Origin of the sequence: Arthrobacter sp. SLBN-112 (genome assembly GCF_006715225.1) — a bacterium.
GTDB lineage: Bacteria > Actinomycetota > Actinomycetes > Actinomycetales > Micrococcaceae > Arthrobacter.
In genome coordinates, this window is record NZ_VFMU01000001.1 from 1,713,115 (window position 1) to 1,733,789 (window position 20,675).

Annotated in this window: 17 protein-coding genes; 4 read left to right on the forward strand and 13 right to left on the reverse strand. The window is 66.8% G+C overall.

The window, feature by feature from the left end; translation table 11 throughout:
* Positions 1–25 precede the first annotated feature (25 nt).
* Positions 26–1,222, forward strand: coding sequence for an MFS transporter (locus FBY33_RS08080; protein WP_142030124.1), 1,197 nt, complete (start codon positions 26–28; stop codon positions 1,220–1,222).
* A gap of 197 nt (positions 1,223–1,419) precedes the next feature.
* On the opposite strand, the gene aceB is transcribed toward FBY33_RS08080, so the two are convergent.
* Together aceB and aceA are read right to left on the reverse strand one after the other, a co-directional pair.
* A complete protein-coding gene (gene aceB / locus FBY33_RS08085) occupies positions 1,420–3,072 on the reverse strand; it encodes a malate synthase A (RefSeq protein ID WP_142030125.1) in 1,653 nt (550 codons plus the stop codon).
* Positions 3,073–3,280: 208 nt separating this feature from the next.
* Complete coding sequence (aceA, locus tag FBY33_RS08090) at positions 3,281–4,597, reverse strand: isocitrate lyase (protein WP_142030126.1); 1,317 nt, start codon at positions 4,595–4,597, stop codon at positions 3,281–3,283.
* 149 nt (positions 4,598–4,746) lie between these two features.
* Here aceA and FBY33_RS08095 point away from each other — a divergent pair, with 149 nt between their 5' ends.
* Positions 4,747–6,258 carry an XRE family transcriptional regulator gene (locus FBY33_RS08095; protein WP_142030127.1) on the forward strand — a complete coding sequence of 504 codons (1,512 nt, stop codon included), beginning with the start codon at positions 4,747–4,749 and terminating at the stop codon, positions 6,256–6,258.
* A 173-nt stretch (positions 6,259–6,431) separates the two neighbouring features.
* Here FBY33_RS08095 and FBY33_RS08100 read toward each other — a convergent pair whose 3' ends face one another.
* From FBY33_RS08100 to FBY33_RS08110, 3 genes are read right to left on the reverse strand one after another with little or no spacing between them, the layout of a single operon-like run.
* Positions 6,432–7,460, reverse strand: coding sequence for a TAXI family TRAP transporter solute-binding subunit (locus FBY33_RS08100; protein WP_142030128.1), 1,029 nt, complete (start codon positions 7,458–7,460; stop codon positions 6,432–6,434).
* The gene (locus FBY33_RS08105; protein ID WP_142030129.1) at positions 7,444–8,895 is read right to left on the reverse strand and encodes a sensor histidine kinase; all 1,452 of its coding nucleotides are present in this window, start codon (positions 8,893–8,895) and stop codon (positions 7,444–7,446) included. Before FBY33_RS08105 ends, FBY33_RS08100 begins: the two co-directional genes overlap by 17 nt.
* On the reverse strand, positions 8,892–9,563 hold the full coding sequence (locus FBY33_RS08110) for a response regulator transcription factor (RefSeq protein WP_142030130.1): 672 nt from the start codon (positions 9,561–9,563) through the stop codon (positions 8,892–8,894). The genes FBY33_RS08105 and FBY33_RS08110 overlap by 4 nt, the downstream gene beginning before the upstream one ends.
* Positions 9,564–9,795: 232 nt before the next feature.
* Here FBY33_RS08110 and FBY33_RS08115 point away from each other — a divergent pair, with 232 nt between their 5' ends.
* A complete protein-coding gene (locus FBY33_RS08115) occupies positions 9,796–11,190 on the forward strand; it encodes an MFS transporter (RefSeq protein ID WP_142030131.1) in 1,395 nt (464 codons plus the stop codon).
* A gap of 165 nt (positions 11,191–11,355) precedes the next feature.
* Positions 11,356–13,104, forward strand: coding sequence for a pyruvate dehydrogenase (locus FBY33_RS08120; protein ID WP_142030132.1), 1,749 nt, complete (start codon positions 11,356–11,358; stop codon positions 13,102–13,104).
* 21 nt (positions 13,105–13,125) lie between these two features.
* On the opposite strand, the gene FBY33_RS08125 is transcribed toward FBY33_RS08120, so the two are convergent.
* The 8 genes from FBY33_RS08125 to FBY33_RS08160 form a co-directional block, all read right to left on the reverse strand.
* A complete protein-coding gene (locus tag FBY33_RS08125) occupies positions 13,126–13,983 on the reverse strand; it encodes a hydroxymethylpyrimidine/phosphomethylpyrimidine kinase (RefSeq protein ID WP_142030133.1) in 858 nt (285 codons plus the stop codon).
* Between the two features lie 133 nt (positions 13,984–14,116).
* The gene (locus FBY33_RS08130; RefSeq protein ID WP_142030134.1) at positions 14,117–15,055 is read right to left on the reverse strand and encodes a type IV toxin-antitoxin system AbiEi family antitoxin domain-containing protein; all 939 of its coding nucleotides are present in this window, start codon (positions 15,053–15,055) and stop codon (positions 14,117–14,119) included.
* Positions 15,056–15,222: 167 nt separating this feature from the next.
* Positions 15,223–15,972: a dienelactone hydrolase family protein gene (locus FBY33_RS08135; protein ID WP_142030135.1), complete on the reverse strand. Its 750-nt coding sequence runs from the start codon at positions 15,970–15,972 to the stop codon at positions 15,223–15,225.
* Positions 15,973–15,992: 20 nt separating this feature from the next.
* Positions 15,993–17,279, reverse strand: coding sequence for a tRNA guanosine(34) transglycosylase Tgt (gene tgt, locus FBY33_RS08140; RefSeq protein WP_142030136.1), 1,287 nt, complete (start codon positions 17,277–17,279; stop codon positions 15,993–15,995).
* An 81-nt stretch (positions 17,280–17,360) separates the two neighbouring features.
* Entirely contained in the window at positions 17,361–18,089 is a 729-nt protein-coding gene (locus tag FBY33_RS08145; protein WP_142030137.1) for an SRPBCC family protein, read from the reverse strand.
* A 72-nt stretch (positions 18,090–18,161) separates the two neighbouring features.
* Positions 18,162–19,193, reverse strand: coding sequence for a DUF6707 family protein (locus tag FBY33_RS08150; RefSeq protein ID WP_142030138.1), 1,032 nt, complete (start codon positions 19,191–19,193; stop codon positions 18,162–18,164).
* 88 nt (positions 19,194–19,281) lie between these two features.
* Positions 19,282–19,821, reverse strand: coding sequence for an NUDIX hydrolase family protein (locus tag FBY33_RS08155; RefSeq protein WP_056337381.1), 540 nt, complete (start codon positions 19,819–19,821; stop codon positions 19,282–19,284).
* Positions 19,822–19,830: 9 nt separating this feature from the next.
* On the reverse strand, positions 19,831–20,598 hold the full coding sequence (locus FBY33_RS08160) for a VOC family protein (protein ID WP_142030139.1): 768 nt from the start codon (positions 20,596–20,598) through the stop codon (positions 19,831–19,833).
* Positions 20,599–20,675: the final 77 nt, after the last annotated feature.

Here is a 20,675-nt window from a genome sequence, read left to right on the forward strand (position 1 = left end):
CACCTCTCTTTCCCGGCCGGTCTTCGTGAGCGGCCGTCAATTGGCCCGCCTTCCCAGCAGTTGGATCCTTCTCGCCTGCATAGGGCTGTTGGCACTGAACCTGCGTGGGCCGTTCGTGGCCGTGGCCCCCGTGGTTGGCCTGATGCAGGCGGACCTGGGGTTTTCGCCCGTTGTCCTGGGGCTGCTCACCAGCATTCCCGTGCTCTGCTTTTCGCTCGCGGCTCCGCTGGCGTCCCTGGCGGCCAGGAAGTTCGGGGCAGAGTTCGCGGTGACCCTGACCATCCTGGGCGTGCTGGCCGGGGTGCTGGTTCGATCGGCGGGCGGTCCCGGGCTGGTGGTGATTGGCACGGTGGTGATCGGGCTGGCCATCACCGTGGGTAACATCGCTGTTCCCCTCATCATCCGGCGCGACTTCTCACCCCGGCGGCAGGGCGCGGCCATGGGAATCTACACAGCCGCCTTGAACATCGGTTCGTTCGTGACCTCCGTGGTCACCGCGCCGCTGGCCGAAGCCGTTGGTTGGCGGACCGCCCTGGCGTCGGTGGGAGTGCTCGCGGGTGCTGCGATCATCTTCTGGATCCTGGCGGTGGGGCCACGGACCGCCTTCCTGCCGGAACCCGACGGAGACGGCGGTGAAATCAGGCAGGCCGCGGTCCAGGGGTCGGCGGGGATAACTGCCGGGCTTACCGCCGGATTCGCCGGGCAGGCGTTTTCGTATTACGCGGTGACAGCCTGGCTGCCGAGCTACCTCAACGACGAGCTGGGGATGTCAGCCTCCGCGGCCGGCGCGGGTTCCTCGCTCTTCCAGATCCTCGCCATTGTTGGCGGCCTGGGCGTGCCGCTGGTGGCCCGGTCCATGAGTACGACGGCGGTGGCGGTCACCTTGGGCGTGCTGTGGACAACTGTTCCTGCAGGCCTTCTCCTGGCCCCTGGATTGTGGTGGCTGTGGTCGGCCTTTGGCGGTGTTGCGCAAGGGGGCGGGATCACCCTGATCTTCATTGCGATCATCAAGCTTGCCCGCGACCAGGCATCAGCGGGGCGCATGTCCGCCACCGTCCAAGGGGTGGGTTACTGCTTCGCTGCCGTGGCCCCTCCGCTGGTGGGCTTCGTCCATGACGCTTCAGGGTCCTGGACCGCACCCCTGCTGCTGGTCCTGGGTTCGGTGCTCACCTTCTTCGCCGCCACCACCCTGTCCGTGCGGAAGGTGCCCAAAGGGCGCTAAGGCGGCCTCCCGCCGTCGAGCTTTACCCGTTAAACCCAGCGCGAGATGGCATTTGAGGGCAGTTGTCCTCTGGAACATTGCCCTCAAATGCCACCTCGCATGGTTATTCAGGTGCTCCGTCGCCGGGCCGGCGCCCCGGATTTCGGGGGGCCTGTTGCGGAGGGCGTGCCGGCCCGGCGGACGGAAGTTGTTGCGGGTCAGGCTGCAGCCAGTTCCTCCACCGTGGCCTTCTCGCGGGCCTCGGTGAGGTAGCGGGCGTAGGCGGGAAGGGTGAGGAAGGACGGGAACTCGCGGCTGAGCGTGACCTCTTCGAAGATGTCCCGGGCGTCCTCGAACCGGTCGCCGTCGAAGCGCTCCAGCCGTGCGAATTCCTCGTCCAGGAGTTCCTCGACCCACTCGTGGCTGATGATTTCACCGTGGTCGGTGATGGCCCGGGCGAAGATCCACTGCCACAGCTGGGACCGGGAGATCTCGGCGGTGGCGGCGTCCTCCATCAGGTTGTGGATGGCCACCGCGCCGTTGCCGCGCAGCCAGGACTCGATGTAGCGGATGCCCACTTCGATGTTGTTCCGGATACCCGTTTCGGTGATGGTGCCGGTGGTGGCGGCAACGTCGATCAGGGCGCGGTCATCGGGGGTGACGTCCTGGCGGAGCCGGTCCAACTGGTTGGGCTTGCTGCCCAGGGCGCCGTCGAACACCTCGCGGCAGACGGGCACCAGGTCAGGGTGCGCCACCCAGGAACCGTCGAAGCCGTCGTTGGCCTCGCGGGTCTTGTCCGCGCGGACCTTCTCGAGGGCGTTGGCGTTGGCCTCGGGGTCCTTGCGGTTGGGGACAGCTGCTGCCATGCCGCCGATGGCCATTGCACCGCGCTTGTGGCAGGCCCGGACCAGCTGTTCTGTGTAGGCGCGCATGAACGGCTGCGTCATGGTCACCTGGCCGCGGTCCGGCAGGACGAAGCGGGGCCCGCGGGTGCGGAAGTTCTTGATCAGGGAGAAGATGTAGTCCCAGCGGCCGGCGTTCAGGCCTGAGGCGTGGTCGCGCAGTTCGTAGAGGATCTCCTCCATTTCGAAGGCTGCGGTGATGGTCTCGATCAGCACCGTGGCGCGGATGGTGCCCTGCGGGATGCCGAGCAGGTCCTGGGCGAGGATGAAGATGTCGTTCCAGAGCCGGGCTTCGAGGTGGTTCTCGATCTTGGGCAGGTAGAAGTACGGGCCCTTGCCCTGTGCCAGCAGGCGGCGGGCGTTGTGGAAGAAGAACAGGCCGAAGTCCACGATCCCGCCGGCGATGGGGGTGCCGTCGATGAGCATGTGTTTCTCCGGCAGGTGCCAGCCGCGGGGCCGGACCACGATGGTGGGCAGTTCGCCGGCAGGGCGGAGCTTGTATTCCTTGCCCTCTTCGGAAGTGAAGTCGATCCGGCGCTCCAGCGCGTCGGTGAGGTTCAACTGGCCCTTGATGACGTTGCGCCACGTGGGGGTGGAAGAGTCCTCCATGTCCGCCAGCCATACCTTGGCGCCCGAGTTCAGCGCGTTGATGGTCATCTTCTTGTCCACCGGACCGGTGATTTCCACGCGGCGGTCCTCCAGGCCGGGGGCCGGGGGAGCCACACGCCATGACGGATCGTTGCGGATCTCCTCGGTTTCCCGCAGGAAACGGGGATCCGCGCCGGCGGCAATGTCAGCCCGCCTGGTCCGGCGTGCCTGCAGCAGTTCCTGCCGACGCTCAGCGGTAGCCCGGTGCAGCTTTGCAATGAAGGCCAGCGCATCCGGAGTCAGCACCTCGTCCTGCCGGCAAATCGGCTGGGCGGTCAGGGTTATGCCATTGATCGTGAAGCTGTCAGTAAAGCTGTTCATTTCAATCTCCTTAAAGATGAAAAGGGAAGTTCGACGGCGGGTAGGTGACGTACCTGAAGAGGCGGTGAACCGGACATCCGGCAGCGTGCGTAAAAGGGGCCCCAAAGCCGCCTCGCCGAGCGCAAGCGAGGCAAAGGCGGCTTTGGGGAATAGCACGCAGAGGATCGTCCGGTTTGCCGACGGACGCAAGCGCCGCCGTCGGTGGAAGTTAGTGGAACTGGCCTTCTTCGGTGGATCCCACCAAGGCCAGGGTCGACGCGTTCGGGTTGAGCGCCGTGGAGATAGTGTCGAAGTAGCCGGTGCCGACTTCGCGCTGGTGCTTTGTCGCGGTGTAGCCGCGGGATTCGGAGGCGAATTCCTTCTCCTGGAGCTCGACGTAGGCGCTCATGCCTTCCCGGGCGTAGCCGTGGGCGAGGTCGAACATCGAGTAGTTCAGGGCGTGGAAGCCGGCCAGGGTGATGAACTGGAAGGTGAAGCCCATGGCGCCGAGTTCGCGCTGGAACTTGGCGATGGTGGCGTCGTCCAGGTGCTTGCGCCAGTTGAATGACGGCGAGCAGTTGTAGGAGAGCATTTGGTCCGGGAACTCCGCCTTGACGGATTCGGCGAACTTGCGGGCCAGTTCCAGGTCCGGGGTGCCCGTTTCCATCCAGATGAGGTCGGAGTACGGGGCGTAGGCCTTGGCGCGGGCAATGCAGGGTTCGATGCCGTTGCGGACCTTGTAGAAGCCTTCGGCAGTGCGCTCGCCGGTGATGAATTCCTGGTCCCGTTCGTCGACGTCGGAAGTGATCAGGGTGGCTGCCTCGGCGTCCGTGCGGGCAATGACGACAGTGGGGGTGCCGGCGACGTCGGCTGCCAGGCGTGCGGCGTTGAGGGTGCGGACGTGCTGCTGGGTGGGGATGAGCACCTTGCCGCCGAGGTGGCCGCACTTCTTTTCCGAGGCGAGCTGGTCTTCCCAGTGAACACCGGAGGCGCCGGCCTGGATCATGGATTTCATGAGTTCGTAGGCGTTCAGCGGGCCGCCGAAGCCGGCTTCTGCGTCGGCAACGATGGGGACCAGCCAGTCCTCGACGGTCTGGACGCCCTCGGAGAATTCAATCTGGTCTGCACGGAGCAGCGCATTGTTGATGCGGCGGACAACGGTGGGAACCGAGTTGGCCGGGTAGAGCGACTGGTCCGGATAGGTGTGGCCGGAGTTGTTGGCGTCCGCGGCTACCTGCCAGCCGGAGAGGTAGATGGCGCGCAGGCCGGCTTTGACCTGCTGCACGGCCTGGTTGCCGGTGAGGGCGCCCAGGGCGTTGGTGTACTTGCCCTCCTTGTGCTCTTCGGTGAGCTGCTTCCACAGCTTCTCCGAGCCGCGGCGCGCCAGGGTGTGTTCTTCGGAGACGCGGCCGCGGAGGCGGACGACGTCGGAGGCTGAGTAGTCCCGGGTCACACCTTCCCAGCGGGGGTTGGCGGCCCACTCGAGCTCCAGGGCGGCGGCCTGCTGTTCGGGCGTCTGCTGGGTGGGCTCAAATGCTGCAGTCATCGTTGATCTCCTTGATTGAGCTCCGGAGGGAGTAGGTGGGAACCGCGTCGTTGAGGTTCCCACCGGCTTCTCCGGTGCGGTGTTTCTTTCCGTAGCCACTACTTTTCAGTACTTTCAACCCCCTTTCTAGAGAAAAAGTATGGAAAGAAATGCACTTCTTCACGTATTCTTCAGAAATGTCACCTTCAAGCTGGAACAGGGACGTTTCCCAGCCGCCGACCACCGCCGCAGCGGAACTGGACGTCATCGCTCTGGGCCGCCGCGTCCGCCATCTCCGCAAACAAGCCGGGCTGACGCTCGATGACCTGAGCGCCGCCGTCGGGACCGCTCCAAGCCAGCTCAGCCTGATCGAAAACGGCAAGCGTGAACCGAAACTGACCCTGCTCCAGCACCTCGCGGGGGCGCTGAACGTCACCATCGACCAGATGCTCGGGTCCGAGCCGCCGAGCCGCCGGGCCGCCCTGGAAATCGAGCTGGAGCGTTACCAGCGCGGCCCGCTCTACGAATCCTTGGACCTGCCCAAAATCCGCATCAGTTCACGGCTTCCGCTGGATGTGCTGGAGGCCCAGGTGGGGCTGCTGCATGAGCTCGAACGGAAGATGAACGAGCAGGTGGCCACCCCTGAAGAAGCCCGCCGCGCCAATGGTGAACTGCGGGCCATGATGCGGGAGCGGGGGAACTACTTTCCGGAGTACGAGGCCGAGGCCCAGAAGGTCCTCAAGGAGGTGGGCTACAGCACCGGACCACTGAGCCAGCATGTCATCGCGGACATCGCCGCGCACCTCGGGTTTACCCTTCACCACGTGGGTGATTTGCCGCATTCCACCCGTTCCGTGACTGATTTGAAGAACCGCAGAATTTACCTGACGCAGAGCCAGCGGCAGGACCACGACCCCCGTTCGGTGCTGCTGCAGGCCCTGGGCCACTACGTCCTGGGCCACGAAACGCCCCGGAACTACGGTGATTTCCTCGCCCAGCGCGTGGCCACCAACTATTTCGCCGCCGCGCTGCTCCTGCCGGAGCAGGCCACCGTGGAATTTTTGCAAAAAGCCAAAGCGGCCAAGGAAATCGCTGTGGAGGACATCCGTGACGCCTTCGGCGTTTCCTATGAGACAGCGGCGCACCGCTTCACCAACCTGGCCACCAAGCACCTGGGCATCACCACCCATTTCCAGAAGACCCACCAGAGCGGGATCATCTACAAGGCGTATGAGAACGATGGCGTGAACTTTCCCCAGGACCACACCGGCGCCATCGAGGGCCAGCCGTCCTGCAAAGCGTGGACGTCAAGGGCCGTGTTCGATGTGCCGGACAAGTTCAGCGCGTACAGCCAGTACACGGACACACCGTCGGGCACCTACTGGTGCACGGCCCGCACCGAACGGTCTGCCAGCGGCGAGTTCTCCCTGAGTATCGGCGTGCCGTACCAGCACGTGAAGTGGTTCCGCGGGCGGGAGACCAGCGCCCGGGCCACATCCAACTGCCCGGATCCCACCTGCTGCAAGCGGCCGCCTGCCACCCTCGCCAGCGAGTGGGCCGGCAACGCCTGGCCGTCGGCCCGGGCGCATTCGCATCTCCTGGCCGCCATGCCCCCCGGCGCCTTCCCCGGGGTGGACGAAACCGAGGTGTACAGCTTCCTGCAGGCGCACTCGGGGAGCTAGTCCAACGCCCGCTCACATCCGGTGGCTTTTTCCACACGCCCGCTCACTTTCTTTCCGAAAGTGAGCGGGCGTTTCCGCCGTTGGCGCCAAAGGCGAGTGGGCGTTTGGGGATTTTGCGCAGGAGGTGATGGGGCGTTTCGGTGTTCGCTGCCAAAGGCCAGCGGGCATTTGGGTTATCCGTGCAGTGCCCGGTACGCGTCCGCTGCCGCCGGATGCAGGGGGACGCCGGCGGTGTTGATGAGGCTCTCCGCGCTGAGGAACTGCACTCCCAGGCTGGATTGGGGAATGAGCTCACCGGCGTTGTGCACCAGCAGTTGGACCGTCCGCTCCACGGTGGCGCTGTCCAGGTCCCTGCGGCACAGGAGCAGGTTGGGCGCGCCCACTGTCCACACGGCCGGCACACCCGGATAGCTGCCTTCCGGGATGAGGACGCGGTCGTACAGGCCGCCGTACCGCCGGCGCAGTTCCGGCAACAGCGCCGAAAGGTCCAGCAACCCCAGGGCCACCTCCTGCGCGGCCGCGGCGATTGCTGCAGTGGGGACGCCGCCCGACCAGAACAGGGCATCCACGGTTCCCGCTTTGAGCGCGGCGATTCCGTCGTTGAGGCCAAGATTTTCGACGGCGGCGGTCCCGGCGGAGGGTGCCGCGGCGTCCGCCGAAGCGCCCAGCCCGGCTGCTTCGAGGAGCCTCGGCGTTGTCAGCGAAGTTCCCGATCCGGGCTGGCCAACGGCAACCCGGCGTCCCGCCAGTCCCGAAACGTCCCGGATGCCGCTGTCCTTCCGAATCACGCAGTGGACGTAGTTCTCGTACACCTTGCCGATCGCGGCAATCCCGGCTGTGTCCCCGGCGGATGCGCCCGGCTGTACGGCAGCATCCGCCAGGGCCACGGCAAAGGCGGCGCGCCCCGCCCGCAGTTCCGCAATGTTGTCGAGGCTTCCGCCGGTGGCCACGGCCCGGGCACGTTGCGCAACGCCGTGACGCTCAAGCGCTGCTGCCAGAAGGGTGGAGAACTCGAGGTAGAAGCCGCCCGGTTCGCCGCCCGCAACAATGAGGCTCTCCGGCCGTTCTGCACCGGTGCATGCGCTGAGGGCAGGGGGCAGGAACGCTGCCAGGCCGACGGCGAACGCTGACGTCAGCACGGACCGTCGCGGCGGCAGCGCTACGGGGCCGCCCGGGATACCAAGGTCAGGCACGGGTACCACCCCTGCTGGACCCGGGTGCCAGTTGGCCGGCCGGCGCAACGGGAAACTCGATCCGGGCTGACAACCCGTGCGGGGCCGCTTCGGCCAGCACCAGGCGGCCACCGTTGGCCGCGGCAAGCTCACCCGCGATGGTCATTCCCAGCCCGGTTCCCGGAACCGATGAGTGCTGGGGGGACCGCCAAAACCTGGTGGCAGCCAAGGCGCGCTCGGAAGCGGAAAGCCCTGGACCGTCGTCGGAAATGACTATCACCACCGCGTTCCCCTCTAGCCGGACCCCTGCAGTCACAGTGGCGCCGGGGGCGTACTTGATTGCGTTGTTGAGGAGTTCTCCTGCCATCTGGGCCAGCTCTGCAGGGTGGCAGGCAACCAGTGCCGGCGGCTGCGGCGGCGGGGCAAGGACCAGCCGGCAGCCGGCCTGTTCCGCCAGCGGCGCTGCCCGCTCCAGCTCGCCTTCGAGGATGGGGAACGGGTCCACCGGTTGGGCAGGCGCACGGCCTGCGGGACTGCCGGAAGCCCGTAGGTACCCCTCGGACGCCCGGTGTTCCGCGGTCGCGAGCTTCAGCACTCCGTCCAGGATCTCCTCCACCCGCTCCAGCTCCGCAAGTGCCCGCTCGGCCGCATCGTGTTCCCGGACGGTCTTCAACTCAAGTTGGAGCAGGTCCAGCCGCAGCCGGAGCGCCCCCACCGGATTCCGCAGCTGGTGCGACGTGTCCGCGATCAGCTGCCGCTGCGCCGCCATGCTGGCACTTACAGTCCGGGCCATGGCAGTGAAGGACCGGCTCAGCTCCCGCAGCTCGGGCGGACCATCCTCCGGCAGGCGCCCGGCCCGCCCGGTCCGCTCCAGCTCGTGCAGCGCTGAATCCAACCGGAGGACCGGCCGTAAAACCCAGCCGGTGACCCGGGCGGCCCCCACCAAGAGCACGGCGGCCAGAGCAAGTGCCGCGATACCCACTGCGAGCCACCGCTCCCGGAGTTTCTGCTGCGCCGTTACGGCGTCGACGTCAAGGACCACGGCGCCCAGGACCTGGCTGGCGCTGCCGAAGGGCCGGAAGATGACCCGGGAACTGGAGCCAAAAGGCTCCAGAGGTTCCAGGGATGTGTTGCTCACGTTCAGCCGGGCAAGGGACAGGGCATCCTGCACGTCGGGCTGCCCTGCACCAAGGCCGCCGGAAGCGAGGGTCTGCTGCTGGACCTGGACCACGATGCCTTCCCCATAGAGGCCCGAGTAGGTGTCCATCTCCCGCTGCAGCCGCGCGGTGTCGCCGTCGCCCGCGGCGTCAAACGCGACCTGAGCCAGCCGGTTCAGGGATGCTGCCCGGTTGATCTGGAGCTCCTGGGTCAGCTCCCGGGACGCGGACGACAGGATGGTGCCCGAAATCAGGAAGACCACCACCAGGCAGAGCACGCTGAGGACGCCCAGGACCCGCAGCCTCATGAGCCGGCCGCCTCCACCCGGTAGCCCACCCCGCGGACGTTGATGATGAAGCCGGGCTTCCGCAGCTTGGCCCGGAGCCCGGTGAGGTGCACATCCAGCGACCGGGAGGACGCCAGGAAGGCATCGCCCCACAGGGCGTCCAGGATCTGTTCGCGCGTGACCACGGAGCCCGCATGGCGGGCCAGCAGGGCCAGCAGATCAAACTCCGTGGCGGTCAGGGGGATGGGCACGCCTCCTTTGGAAGCCGTGCGGCGGCTCACATCGATGTCCAGGTCGTCCAGGACGATAACGTCCTCCTGCGGCGTTCCGCGGCCTCGTCCCGCCCGCCGCGTCACCGCTTCAATCCGGGCCAGCAGTTCCACCAGCTTTACGGGTTTGACCAGGTAGTCGTCGGCGCCGGAGCGGAGCCCGAGCACCACGCTGCGTTCGTCGTCGCGGGCGGTCAGGATCAGGATGGGGACATCAGTGACTTGCCGCAGCTTGCGCAGCACCTCCAGCCCATCCATGTCCGGCAGCCCAAGGTCCAGGAGGATCACCTGGAAGTTCCGATGCGAGAGCAGGGCGTCCGCGCCCCGGGACAGCCGCTGCGGGTGGTGCCCGGCGCTCTCGACGGCGGCGGCCAGGGCACCGGCCATGGCGTCGTCGTCCTCGACGATCAGCACATCCATGGCCATCTTCCTTGCTGTTGTGCGGAGTCCGGTTCACCCCCGCTTGGTGAGATTACCCCGTGCAGGCCCAATTTGCCCGGCCGCAACGGGCAGAACCGGCGGCACCGGGCACCGAATCCTAAGGAAGTGTTAGGAAAGTGCCGTCTGCGTTGGTTGTGCGGTGGATCACCCATACGGTGAATGAGGCCCTCCGCTGCCGGAGGCCGCCGTCACTACCAGGAGGAACTCGCCGATGAGCACCCAACAAGCCGCGCCCCTGTCGGAGGCAGCCCAGACCCGCCGGGCAGTGGGCAACATCCTGAAGGGGTCCGCCGGCAACCTCGTGGAGTGGTACGACCTCTACGTCTACACCGTATTCGCAGCATACTTCCAGTCCCACTTCTTCAACTCCAAGGACGACCTCCAGGCCGGCCTTGAAGCAATGGCGGTCTTCTCGACGTCGTTCCTTATGCGCCCCATCGGTGCCTGGTTCTTCGGCCGGTACGCCGACCGGAAGGGCCGCAAAGCGGCGCTGACGCTCAGCGTCACCCTGATGTCCGCGGGTTCCTTCGCCATCGCGGTGCTGCCCACGCAGGACGTAATCGGACTGTGGGCAATGATCCTGCTGGTCATCATCCGCGTGATCCAGGGTTTCTCCGTGGGCGGCGAGTACGGCACCAGCGCAACCTATATGTCCGAGGCCGCCACCACCAAGCGCCGCGGATTCTTCTCCAGCTTCCAGTACGTCACGCTTATCGGCGGCCAGATGTTGGCACTGCTGGTGCTCGTGGTCCTGCAGAACGCCATGCCCAAGGGTGATCTCACCGAGTGGGGCTGGCGTATTCCGTTCGCCATCGGCGGCGTCGCGGCCCTGGTGGTCCTGTGGCTGCGCCGCTCCATGGAGGAGACCGTCTCGGCCGAACAGCTCGAGGCCGCCAAGACCCCCGCAGTGGCCGGCCAGGCCCAGCCGGGCACCATGAAGCTGCTGTTCACCAGCTACTGGAAGCCGCTGATGATCTGCATCGGCATCACGCTGGGCGGCACCGTCGCCTTCTACACCTACACCAACTTCATCCTGAAGTTCATGAACGATACGTCCGGCATCGCCAAGACCGACACCTCCGTGATCAACTTCTGGGCGCTGTTCATCTTCATGCTGCTGCAGCCGGTCTACGGCATCATCTCCGACAAGGTGGGGCGCAAGCCCCTGCTGCTTTGGTTCGGCATCACCGGTGTGCTCTTCACCTGGCCGCTGCTGTCCACGCTGGCCGGCACCAAGGATCCGTTCACCGCGTTCCTGCTGATGATGGGCGGCCTGCTGATCGTGGGCGGCTATACCTCCATCAACGCCCTGGTGAAGGCCGAGCTCTTCCCGGCCTCCATCCGCGCCCTCGGCGTGGGCCTGGGCTACGCGATCGCCAACTCGCTCTTCGGCGGCACCGTGCCGCTGATCGGCGCCGCGTTCCAGAAGGCGGAACGGGAAGACCTGTTCTTCACCTACGTCACCGTGGCCATCGCCATCTCGCTGCTGGTCTACATCTTCGCCCTGAAGAACAAGAAGACCACGCACCTCGATGACGAACAGGGCCACGCCTGGGACCAGGCGCCCAAGGGCAGCGGCAAAGACAAGGATTCCCTCGGCGTGTAGCGCCCGGCAGGCACCAAGGCAATTGTTCCTAAAGGAGGCGTACGACGGCGGCTGCCCGGCCGCCGTCGGACGCCTCCTTTTGTGCCCGCTCCAAAGTGTCCTCCCACCTGCGCGGACTATATTGGCCATGTCAGAACACCACCACAATCGCGGGAGTCTGCACCCATGGCCAAGGAACTTGCCACCCAGCTCATCGAACAACTCCAGGCTGCCGGGGTGCAGCGGATCTACGGGATTGTCGGTGACAGCCTCAACCCGATCGTGGACGCCGTCCGCCAGACGGGCGGTTCCGCGAAAGGCGGCATCGACTGGATCCACGTCCGCCATGAGGAAGCCGCCGCCTTTGCTGCCGCGGCCGAAGCGCAGCTCACCGGCAAGCTTGCGGTCTGCGCCGGATCCTGCGGCCCCGGCAACCTGCACCTGATCAACGGCCTGTACGACGCCAACCGCAGCGGCGCTCCGGTGCTGGCCATCGCCTCCCACATTCCCAGCAAGCAGATCGGCAGCACGTTCTTCCAGGAGACCCACCCGGACCGGCTGTTCAACGAATGCTCCGTGTACTCCGAGCTTGTCAGCACGGCCGAGCAGGCGCCGCGCGTGATGCACAGCGCCATCCAGCACGCGCTGGGACTCGGGGGAGTCGCCGTCGTGACCCTGCCCGGTGACATCGCCGGGCTGGAGGCAACGGCACCCACGCCGCTTCCCGCCACGTTCCGCCCGGCCGCGCTGGTCCCGGACCCGGCAAGCGTGCGGGAGCTTGCGGACGCCATCAACGACGCCGGGAAGGTGGCCATCTTTGCCGGTGCCGGCGTGGAAGGGGCACACAGTGAACTGATGGCGCTCGCCGAGCTGGCCAAGGCACCCGTGGGACACTCGCTGCGGGGCAAGGACTTTGTCCAGTACAACAACCCGTTCGATATCGGGATGACCGGCCTGCTGGGCTACGGCGCCGCGGCCGAGGGGATCGAGGACGCGGACCTGCTGATCCTGCTGGGTACGGACTTCCCGTATGACCAGTTCCTGCCGGACACCAGGACCGCCCAGGTGGACCGGGCGGCGCAGCGGCTGGGCCGCCGGACCGACGTCGACATCGCCGTTCATGGCGACGTCCTCCCCACCCTGCGCGCGCTGCTGCCGCTGGTGGAGGCCAAGAAGAGCCGGCGCTTCCTGGACCAGATGCTGAAGAAGCACGACCGGCTGATGAACAAAGCCGTAGGCGCCTACACCCGCAAGGTGGAGAAGAAGCAGCCCATCCACCCCGAGTATGCGGCCTCGCTGCTGGACCAGGTCGCTGCCGAAGACGCCATCTTCACCGCCGATACCGGCATGTGCAACGTCTGGACTGCGCGCTACATCAACCCGCTGGGCACCCGCCGGCTGATCGGCTCCTTCCTGCACGGCTCCATGGCCAACGCCCTTCCCCATGCCATCGGCGCGCAGCTGGCGTACCCCGGCAGGCAGGTGATCTCTGTTTCGGGCGACGGCGGGCTATCCATGCTGCTGGGCGAGCTCATCACCGCCGCCACGCACAAGCTGCCGGTCAACGTGGTGGTGTTCAACAACTCCACCCTGGGCATGGTCAAACTCGAGATGCTGGTGGACGGGCTGCCCGACTTCGGCGTGGACGTGCCGGACGCCAATTACGCTGCCGTGGCGCAGGCCCTGGGTTTCCACGCGGTCCGGGTTACCGATCCCACACAGATCGAGGCCGCGTACCGGGAGGCCTTCGCGCACCCCGGCCCGTCACTGGTGGAGCTCATCACCGATCCCAAGGCGCTGTCCATCCCGCCGAAGATCTCCGGCTCGCAGGTCATCGGGTTCGCCACGGCCATGTCCAAGGTGGTCCTCAACCGGGGTGCGGGCGAGGCCGTGAGCATGGCCCGCAGCAACCTGCGGAATATCCCGCGCCGCTAGCTCCCGGCGCGTTGTGCCTGGTTAGCGGGGGCCGCCCTGCCACAGGGCGTCGAAGGGGGCGCCGGAGGCCACGCGGTTGCGGATTCCCGCGGTCACGAAGTCCTTGGCGGTCCGGGCGGCCTCAAGCGGCGTAGCGCCCTTGGCGAGTTCCGCCGTCACGGCCGCGGCCAGGGAGCAGCCGGCGCCGGAAACGGCTACCTCGCCCACCTTGGGAGCGGTCAAGACTTCCAGGGTTTCGCCGTCATAGAAGACGTCGACGGCGTCAGGGCCTTCCAGCCGCACCCCGCCCTTGGCCAGGACTGCTGCGCCGCTGAGCTCGTGGATGCGGACGGCAGCGGCCTTCAGGGACTCGACGTCGGTGATCTCCAGGCCGGACAGCGATTCCGCCTCGAAGTGGTTGGGCGTGACGAACGTGGCCAGCGGCAGGATCTGCGCCTTCAGGGCCTGGTCCGTGTCCAAAGCGTGCCCGGGCTCCTGGCCCTTGCAGATCAGCACCGGGTCCAGGACGACGTTCGCGAAGCTGTTTTCCTGCAGCGCACCGGCCACCGTACTGATGGTGGCCGGGCTGCCCAGCATGCCGATCTTTACCGTGTCCAACGCAGAAGGCGCGCCCGACGCCGGGCCATATGCCGCCGTCGTCGCCTCCAGCTGGTGGGCAATCACCTGCTGGTCCACCGGCACGAAGCGGTGGTTCCAGCTGTCCTTCGGGTCGAAGGAGACGATGCAGGTGAGGTTGGCGATGCCGAAGACGCCAAGTTCCTGGAAGGTCTTCAGGTCGGCCTGGGCGCCGGCGCCGCCGGTGGCCTCGGAGCCCGCGATGGTGAGGACGACGGCGGGACCGTTGGCGGACAGCGTTGCGTCAGGGGAAGCGGAAGTCATGCATCCATCCTGCCACCCGGCGTCGGACATTCTCGGTTGGCTGTCTGGTTCGGCACGCCGGAACGGTGCCGGATCGCCGGAAAGAACCGGCGACTTGGTCCCGTTCCGGCGGTTTGGCGTTAAGGCAGCATGGCTACCGCTGGAGCGCGGCAAGGATACGGGATTTGAACTCGTGTTCGCGGAAAAGGTCGGCCCATGTCATACGGACAAAGGTCCAACCATTCTCGGTGAGGGCCTTCTCGCGCTGCCGCTCCTGAAACAGCGCCTCGGCCGTTGGCTTGTAGTCGAAATACTTCGTTTTCCCGTCGAATTCCAGTGCCACCTTCTTTTCCTTCCAGGCGAAATCCAGCCGGTACTTGCCAGCTCGTGTAGCTACCTGGACCTGGGGCTCCGGCAGGGGAAGCTTCAGCCGTGTCAGGAGTTCGCGGGTGAGTGTCTCACCGGCTGACTCCGAACGTGGATCTGCGTGGGCGAGCGCCAGCCGGAGGGTCCGGATGCCGCGGCGTCCCTGCAGGCCCTCAGCCATACATCCCATGAGGGCTTTGTCAGCACCGAGCCGGAGGGCGTGGTCCGTCAGGACCAGTGCCTGCCGGTAACCCAGCATCATGGCGCAATCCACTACCGTCCGCTCCAGCGAGGTCGCCCGGAGGCCACTGAGAGTCACCACCTCCGCAGCGGTCCAAGGCCGGGTATGGCCCCGGACGTCCTTGCCGAGCCGCTCACTGGAAGGGTTCCCCGGCAGCAGAAGGTGGACCAGGTCATCAACATCCCACAGATACAAACTGTGCAGCCGGGCCGCAGAGGTGTGGCTGTACACATAGCCGCCCGCTGAAGTGGTCAGCGTCGCGTGCGCATGGGCGCGAATCAGCTGCCTGCTACGGACGGGACCTGTCTGCTTCTCCCACAGTTCAGCGCGGATGTAGCAGCCGTGGCGAAGGCGGACCAGCTTCCCGTGGCGGACCAAGGCCTTGATGGCCCGGGAATTGAGTCCACTCTCGTGTAATTGCCCCGTCCGCCACAGGTTGGCGGTGCTCGGAAGGGAGGGGAGACGGACTGGCTGCTGTGGTGTCATCCCGACAGGATCCTGCCGCTGCGGCAGCTCCGAAAGGCGCCGCCGTCGTCATGTGGAAAACACGCCATGGCCGGCCTGCCTCCCGGGATCGCCGGAACCCGTCCGGCTCGCCGCAACGTTCCGGCGAGCCGGCCGCTTTCCGGCGAGTTCGACGGCGGACCGCGGGCTCAGCCCTTCAGCGTCCCGTCCAGCAGAGCCCGCATCTCCCTGAAGTGCCGCTCGGTGGCCTCGGGATGGAAAGCCGAGGTATCCGCCATCGTGTACCCGTGCGGCGCCCCCGCGTAGATTTCGTTGGAGGCCTCAAGCCCCGCTGACTGGAGCGCTTCGCCCAACCGGACGACGGCGTCGGGAGCCATGCTGCGGTCGTTGTCCGCGTGGCCGAACACGAACCGCGCGCGTGCATCCTTGAGCCCCAGGTGCGGGCTGTCCGGTTCGTGCGTGGCCAGGCCGCCGGCGTGGAAACCGCCGCATGCCGCCACCACGTCCGGGTGGGACGTTGCGGTGCGGACGGCGAGCCGGGCGCCCATGCAGTAGCCCACGGTGCCGATGGGACCGGGTGCCACGCCGTCGAGGCCTGCCAAGGCCGAAACCCAGGCATCGATGTCCAGCAGCGCCTTGTCCGGCGTCAGGCGGCCAACCCGCGGAAAAGCGGCCTTGCCGGCGGCTTCCCGGCCTTCCTGGCTGGTCATGTCCGTGGCGGGGGCGAGTTCCGCGGCCGTTCCTTCACGGTAGAAAACGTTCGGTGCCAGCACCACATAGCCCCAGTCGGCGATGCGCTGCGCCATCTCCTGGATCCGGGGGCGCAGGCCGAAGGCATCCATGTAGAGGATGACGCCGGGAAAAGGGCCGGTTCCGGTGGACGGGCGGGCCACCAGGGCCTCTGCGGTGCCTTCTGCGGCAGGGATTTCGATGGGCATCCGCCCACACTACCGGAGGCCTAGGAGTAGTACCGGCCCAGGGTTTCTGCCTTGAAATCGAAGAAGGTGCCGGACTCGATGGCCAGCCGGGCATCGTCCACCATCTTCACCACGAACCGCTCGTTGTGGATGGAGATCAGGGTGGCGGACAGCATCTCCTTGGCCTTGAACAGGTGGTGGATGTAGGCCCGGGAGTAGTTGGCGCAGGCGTAGCAGTCGCAGCCGTCCTGCAACGGCCCGAAATCGCGTTTGTACTTGGCGCCGGAGAGGTTGAACCGGCCGTAGGGGGTGTAGAACGCGGAGTTCCGGGCCACCCGGGTGGGGGAGACGCAGTCAAAGGTGTCGGCGCCGTTTTCGATGGCCGTGAAAATGTCGTCCGGCTCGGAAATGCCCAGCAGGTGGCGTGGTTTGTCCTCCGGCAGTTCCTCGTTGCACCACCGGACGATGGTGCCCAGGTTCTCCTTTTCCAGAGCGCCACCGATACCGAAGCCATCGAACGGCATGGCGCCGAGGTCCCGGCAGGCCTTCCGGCGCAGGTCCTCGTACTGGGCGCCTTGGATCACGCCGAACAAGGCCTGGTACGGCTTCCCCGCCCGTTCCTCCGTGAGGCGGAAGTGCTCCGCGATGCACCGCTCGGCCCACAGCCGAGTGCGCTCCAGCGATTCCTCCTGGTACCCCCGGGAGTTCTGCAACGTGGTGAGCTCGTCGAACGCGAACATGATGTCCGCGCCGATCTTATGCTGGACCTGCATGGAGATCTCGGGGGAGAACCGGTGGCGGTCCCCGTTGAGGTGGCTCTTGAACCACACGCCGTCGTCGTCGATGTGCGCCAGCCGTTCCTTGCCCGGGGCCACGGCATCGTCAGGTCCCGACGCATCCACAGACTTCATGTCGATCACCTTCTTGAACCCCGAGCCCAGGCTCATCACCTGGAACCCGCCGGAATCCGTGAAGGTGGGCCCGGACCAGTTCATGAACGCCCCCAGGCCGCCCGCCTCATCCAGGATGTCTGCGCCGGGCTGGAGGTACAGGTGGTAGGCATTGGCAAGCACAGCCTGCGCGCCGAGATCCGCTACGGCTTCCGGCAACACCGCCTTGATCGTGGCCTTGGTTCCGACGGCGATGAACGCCGGGGTCTGGATGTCACCGTGCGGCGTGGAGATGGTGCCGGTGCGGCCCAGGAATTCCCCGCCGTTTTCGTCCACCCGCCCCCCGGTGGGCGGGCAGGTTTCCGCCAGGCGCGTGCCTACCGTGTAGGAAAACTGTGACCGGGTATCAGGCAGGGCGAAGGCGGGGTTGGCTGGCACCGTACCAGTGTGCCAGCAATTGGGGCCGCCTCAATAAACCAGCGCCGGCTATGCGCCTGCCCCAAAAATCAGCAGGCGGGGTCAGCTGACCGGTTCCGAGTCCGGGTAGTTCCGGGACCGCCAGGAGTCCCAGGCGGACCGGATGGCCTCGAGCCTGCCGGCGCCCAGATCGTAGGTGGAGGCGACGACCAGGGAGCCTTCACCCTCTGCCCGGATGTCCTTGATGGCGGGGTGGTCGGCCACCACCAGCAGACCCTCGCCGTGCTCGGCGTAGCTGTGCACGGTAAGTCCCACCTGGTGGCTGGTCCGGTACCAGACCTTGCCGCTGATCTCCTCACCGGTGTCCAGTTCCACCTGGTACGGCTCGCCCGGGGCAGGGAGATCGGCCAGCCCGAGCTTTTCTATCGCGGAGCCCTCTCCCTCCGTCAGGTGCAGGAACAGGGTGTGCCGTTTGCCGTGTGGGTGGCGTTCCAGGGCAAAGCGGAGCTGCTGCAGGAAGGTCAGCCAGCCCTGCGTGATGTCCTCGTCCCAGGCAGCCCACTCGGAGCCGTGGTCCATGGCCCCGCGGGTCACGCTGACCCGGGTTCCGCCGGCCTCCGGGTGGAGCTCAAAGGTGTCCCCGCCGTGGACAGTGAGGCGGGTGTGGTCCGGGGATTCCTCCACGTCGCCGGAGAAGTAGATCTCCTTGATCTCGGACTCCAGGTCCTCGGCCTGCCAGCCGTGCCACTGGGCCACCTTGGCCGGTTCACGCAGCATGGTCCAGACCTGCGGCGCATCGGCGTTGATCACTACGCTGAGATTGTTGGTCATAGCCCCGAATGTACAACTCCGGCTACGCCCCGGATAGGGGTAATTTCCCCTGCCCGGAATCCGCTCCGAGGCTCAGGAGCGGACGGCCTCCAGTTCATTGCTGATGCGCCGTTCCAGCTCAGAGGTCCCGATTGTTTCCGAACCGCCGTGCGCCCGCAGGAACAGCAGGGACTCCAGCCGCAGCAGCCGCCATTCGCGCTCGGCGTCGTGATTGGAGTTGTCGATGGAGCGGAAGATTTCCTTGTCGTACAGGTTGGGCTCGTTGAGTGAGCGCTGGCGCACCTTGGCCGCCATGCGCGCCTTGAACGGGTCCGTTTCCTGGTTCTCAGGGGTGCGGATCAGCTTTTCGTAGACCTCGGCGCGGGCGTTCTGGCCGTCCTGCCGGCAGATGTAGCTGGCCAGGGCAAGGGAGGCCTCCACCGAGGTCCACCGGCCGGGGTTCCCGTCATACGGCAGCACGGTAAGGAGATCGGCCACGGACAGGGCCCCGTCGGCGTCCTTGAGCGTGATGAACAATTCGTGGGCCAGGTCGCTGAGGTCCTTCAGGCAGCTTCCGGACTTGAAATTGACGCCCTTGGACAGCCGGTCGGTCAGGAGCAGGACGCCCTCCGCATCCGGATGTGCCTCCGCGGCGGCTTCCACCACGGATTCGGGCGTGCCAGCCAGCGCCGGGATGAGCGCGAGTTCCTCCTCGCTGGGCCCGGTCACCGCTGGCGGTACCGGCGGGAGGGGAGGTACGACGACGGCGGGCGCCACATTGATGGGTCCCGTCCCGGCGCCGGGCTGCTCCCGCCTGCCAGCGGCGGGTGCGGCGGTTTCCACCGGCGGTGTGGCCTCCGGAAGGTTGGCCGGCAGCGGAAGCTGGGTGACGTCGTCGGGCATTCCGTCCACCACGGTGACCATGGTGCCGATGGCCACCCGCAGCGTCCCGCCGCCGGAGAGGCTCGCCAGCACCAGTGCCGGGGAGCCGAAATCGTCCCGCTCAAGCTCCACCTGGTCGATTTCGGCGGTGCGGTGCCCGTCCGGAAGGAGGATGTGTATGCCGGTGGTCAGAGATCCAGCCTGCTGTTCACGGTGGTGCCTGGCGGCTGGTGATTCGGTCATGGGAGTCCTTAAGTTCTCTTGCGGTCCGCCCTACAGTCTACAAAGGCGGGCGCCTAAAACCGGGGACCCCCACGTCCCGGCGGGGTTGTCAGAAGCCCACACCTGCGAACGCCAGGGCCTGGCGGATGAGGCCGCCGCGGCCGCCCACGAACTCCATCTGGACGCCCGGGCTGAGGACTTCCTCCGGGGTCATCCACGTCAGTTCCAGGGCGTCCTGGCGGGGCTCGCATTCGCCCGTAACCGGGATGACGTAGGCCAAGGACACGGCGTGTTGCCGCTCGTCCGTGAATCCAGTCTGGGACGGCGCCGGGAAGTATTCGGCCACCGTGAACGGCACGGGACTGAGCGGCAGCTGCGGAAACGCCAGGGGACCCAGGTCCTTCTCCATGTGACGCAGCAGCGCGGCACGGATGGTTTCGCGGTAGATGACCCGGCCGGAGACCAGCGAGCGCACCATGGTCCCGTCGGCGTCGGCCTGCAGCAGTGTGCCCACCTCGTTGACGTATCCCAGCGGATCCAGCCTCACCGGCACTGCCTCCACGTACACCATAGGCAGCCGCCCCCGCGCCTCAAAGAGGTCTTCTTCGGAGAGCCAGCCGGGATTCGGGTCAGGTGTGCGCACGTTCATGCTTAAGTTCTACCCCATGGGGCGCCGCTGGGAGATCCAAAGCGTGGCGGGCGCGTTGGGGCTGCCCGCGTCCGGGTTGGCCACGTGGAGCGTGCTCCCAAAGGCCTCTTCGGTGAGACTGGCGGCGAAACCGGCTCCGGTGAGCCGCTCCTGCAGCGGTTCCAGGCCGCCGTCGTACTCGAAACCCAGGCCTGGGCGCGGGGGCCCCGACGCCGGCCGGACCAGGAGCACCCCACCGTTCTTGGCCGTGAAGTCGGCGGTTTCGTCGTTGTCGGGCACCGGGCGCGGGAGCGCGCCGACGTGCAGCAGGGTGCGGATGGCTGCCTCGGGTTCGGCGGTGTACCAGACGGCGGCGACCGCCAATGCGGGATCGGCATCGGCGCACTGGGCGCCGTGGAGGGCTTTGTCCGCCAGGAAGCTGAACCCGTCCGGCGCGCTGATCCGGCAGGCCTCGCCGTGGTCCGCCGTGACAAGTTCCGCCAGCTGCGCTGCCTGCGTCCCGTCCGCCTGCTGCGTGTTGTCCTGTGTCCCATCTTCCTGCGCCGACAGGTTGGTGCGGCGGGCGAACTCCGCCACGTCGCCCACCTCCACGGCAAACACGGTGCGGCCGTCCTCGCCGGCCCCGGCCTCAGCGCCGTGCAAAGCCAGGCGGCCGGAGGCGGAGTCGAAGACCTGCCACCCGCCGTCGTCCTCGGTCTGGACCATTCCCAATGCGGTGAGGAACTGCTTCCAGGACTCAATGCGGGAGGTGAAGTGGACGGGACGGACTCGGAGCATGGCATTGTCCTTGGTCAGAAAATGGTGTGTGCTGCTGTATGGCCATGATGCCACCGGAAGCGCCGGCGCACACGGGG

Excerpts from the sequence above, each read along its gene's own strand:
- aceB (WP_142030125.1), bottom strand. The coding sequence starts at position 3,072 with ATGAACAGCTTTACTGACAGCTTCACGATCAATGGCATAACCCTGACC.
- aceA (WP_142030126.1), bottom strand. The coding sequence starts at position 4,597 with ATGACTGCAGCATTTGAGCCCACCCAGCAGACGCCCGAACAGCAGGCC.
- FBY33_RS08095 (WP_142030127.1), top strand. The coding sequence starts at position 4,747 with ATGCACTTCTTCACGTATTCTTCAGAAATGTCACCTTCAAGCTGGAAC.
- FBY33_RS08105 (WP_142030129.1), bottom strand. The coding sequence starts at position 8,895 with ATGAGGCTGCGGGTCCTGGGCGTCCTCAGCGTGCTCTGCCTGGTGGTG.
- FBY33_RS08110 (WP_142030130.1), bottom strand. The coding sequence starts at position 9,563 with ATGGATGTGCTGATCGTCGAGGACGACGACGCCATGGCCGGTGCCCTG.
- FBY33_RS08115 (WP_142030131.1), top strand. The coding sequence starts at position 9,796 with ATGAGCACCCAACAAGCCGCGCCCCTGTCGGAGGCAGCCCAGACCCGC.
- FBY33_RS08120 (WP_142030132.1), top strand. The coding sequence starts at position 11,356 with ATGGCCAAGGAACTTGCCACCCAGCTCATCGAACAACTCCAGGCTGCC.
- FBY33_RS08125 (WP_142030133.1), bottom strand. The coding sequence starts at position 13,983 with ATGACTTCCGCTTCCCCTGACGCAACGCTGTCCGCCAACGGTCCCGCC.
- FBY33_RS08130 (WP_142030134.1), bottom strand. The coding sequence starts at position 15,055 with ATGACACCACAGCAGCCAGTCCGTCTCCCCTCCCTTCCGAGCACCGCC.
- FBY33_RS08135 (WP_142030135.1), bottom strand. The coding sequence starts at position 15,972 with ATGCCCATCGAAATCCCTGCCGCAGAAGGCACCGCAGAGGCCCTGGTG.
- FBY33_RS08145 (WP_142030137.1), bottom strand. The coding sequence starts at position 18,089 with ATGACCAACAATCTCAGCGTAGTGATCAACGCCGATGCGCCGCAGGTC.
- FBY33_RS08150 (WP_142030138.1), bottom strand. The coding sequence starts at position 19,193 with ATGACCGAATCACCAGCCGCCAGGCACCACCGTGAACAGCAGGCTGGA.
- FBY33_RS08155 (WP_056337381.1), bottom strand. The coding sequence starts at position 19,821 with ATGAACGTGCGCACACCTGACCCGAATCCCGGCTGGCTCTCCGAAGAA.
- FBY33_RS08160 (WP_142030139.1), bottom strand. The coding sequence starts at position 20,598 with ATGCTCCGAGTCCGTCCCGTCCACTTCACCTCCCGCATTGAGTCCTGG.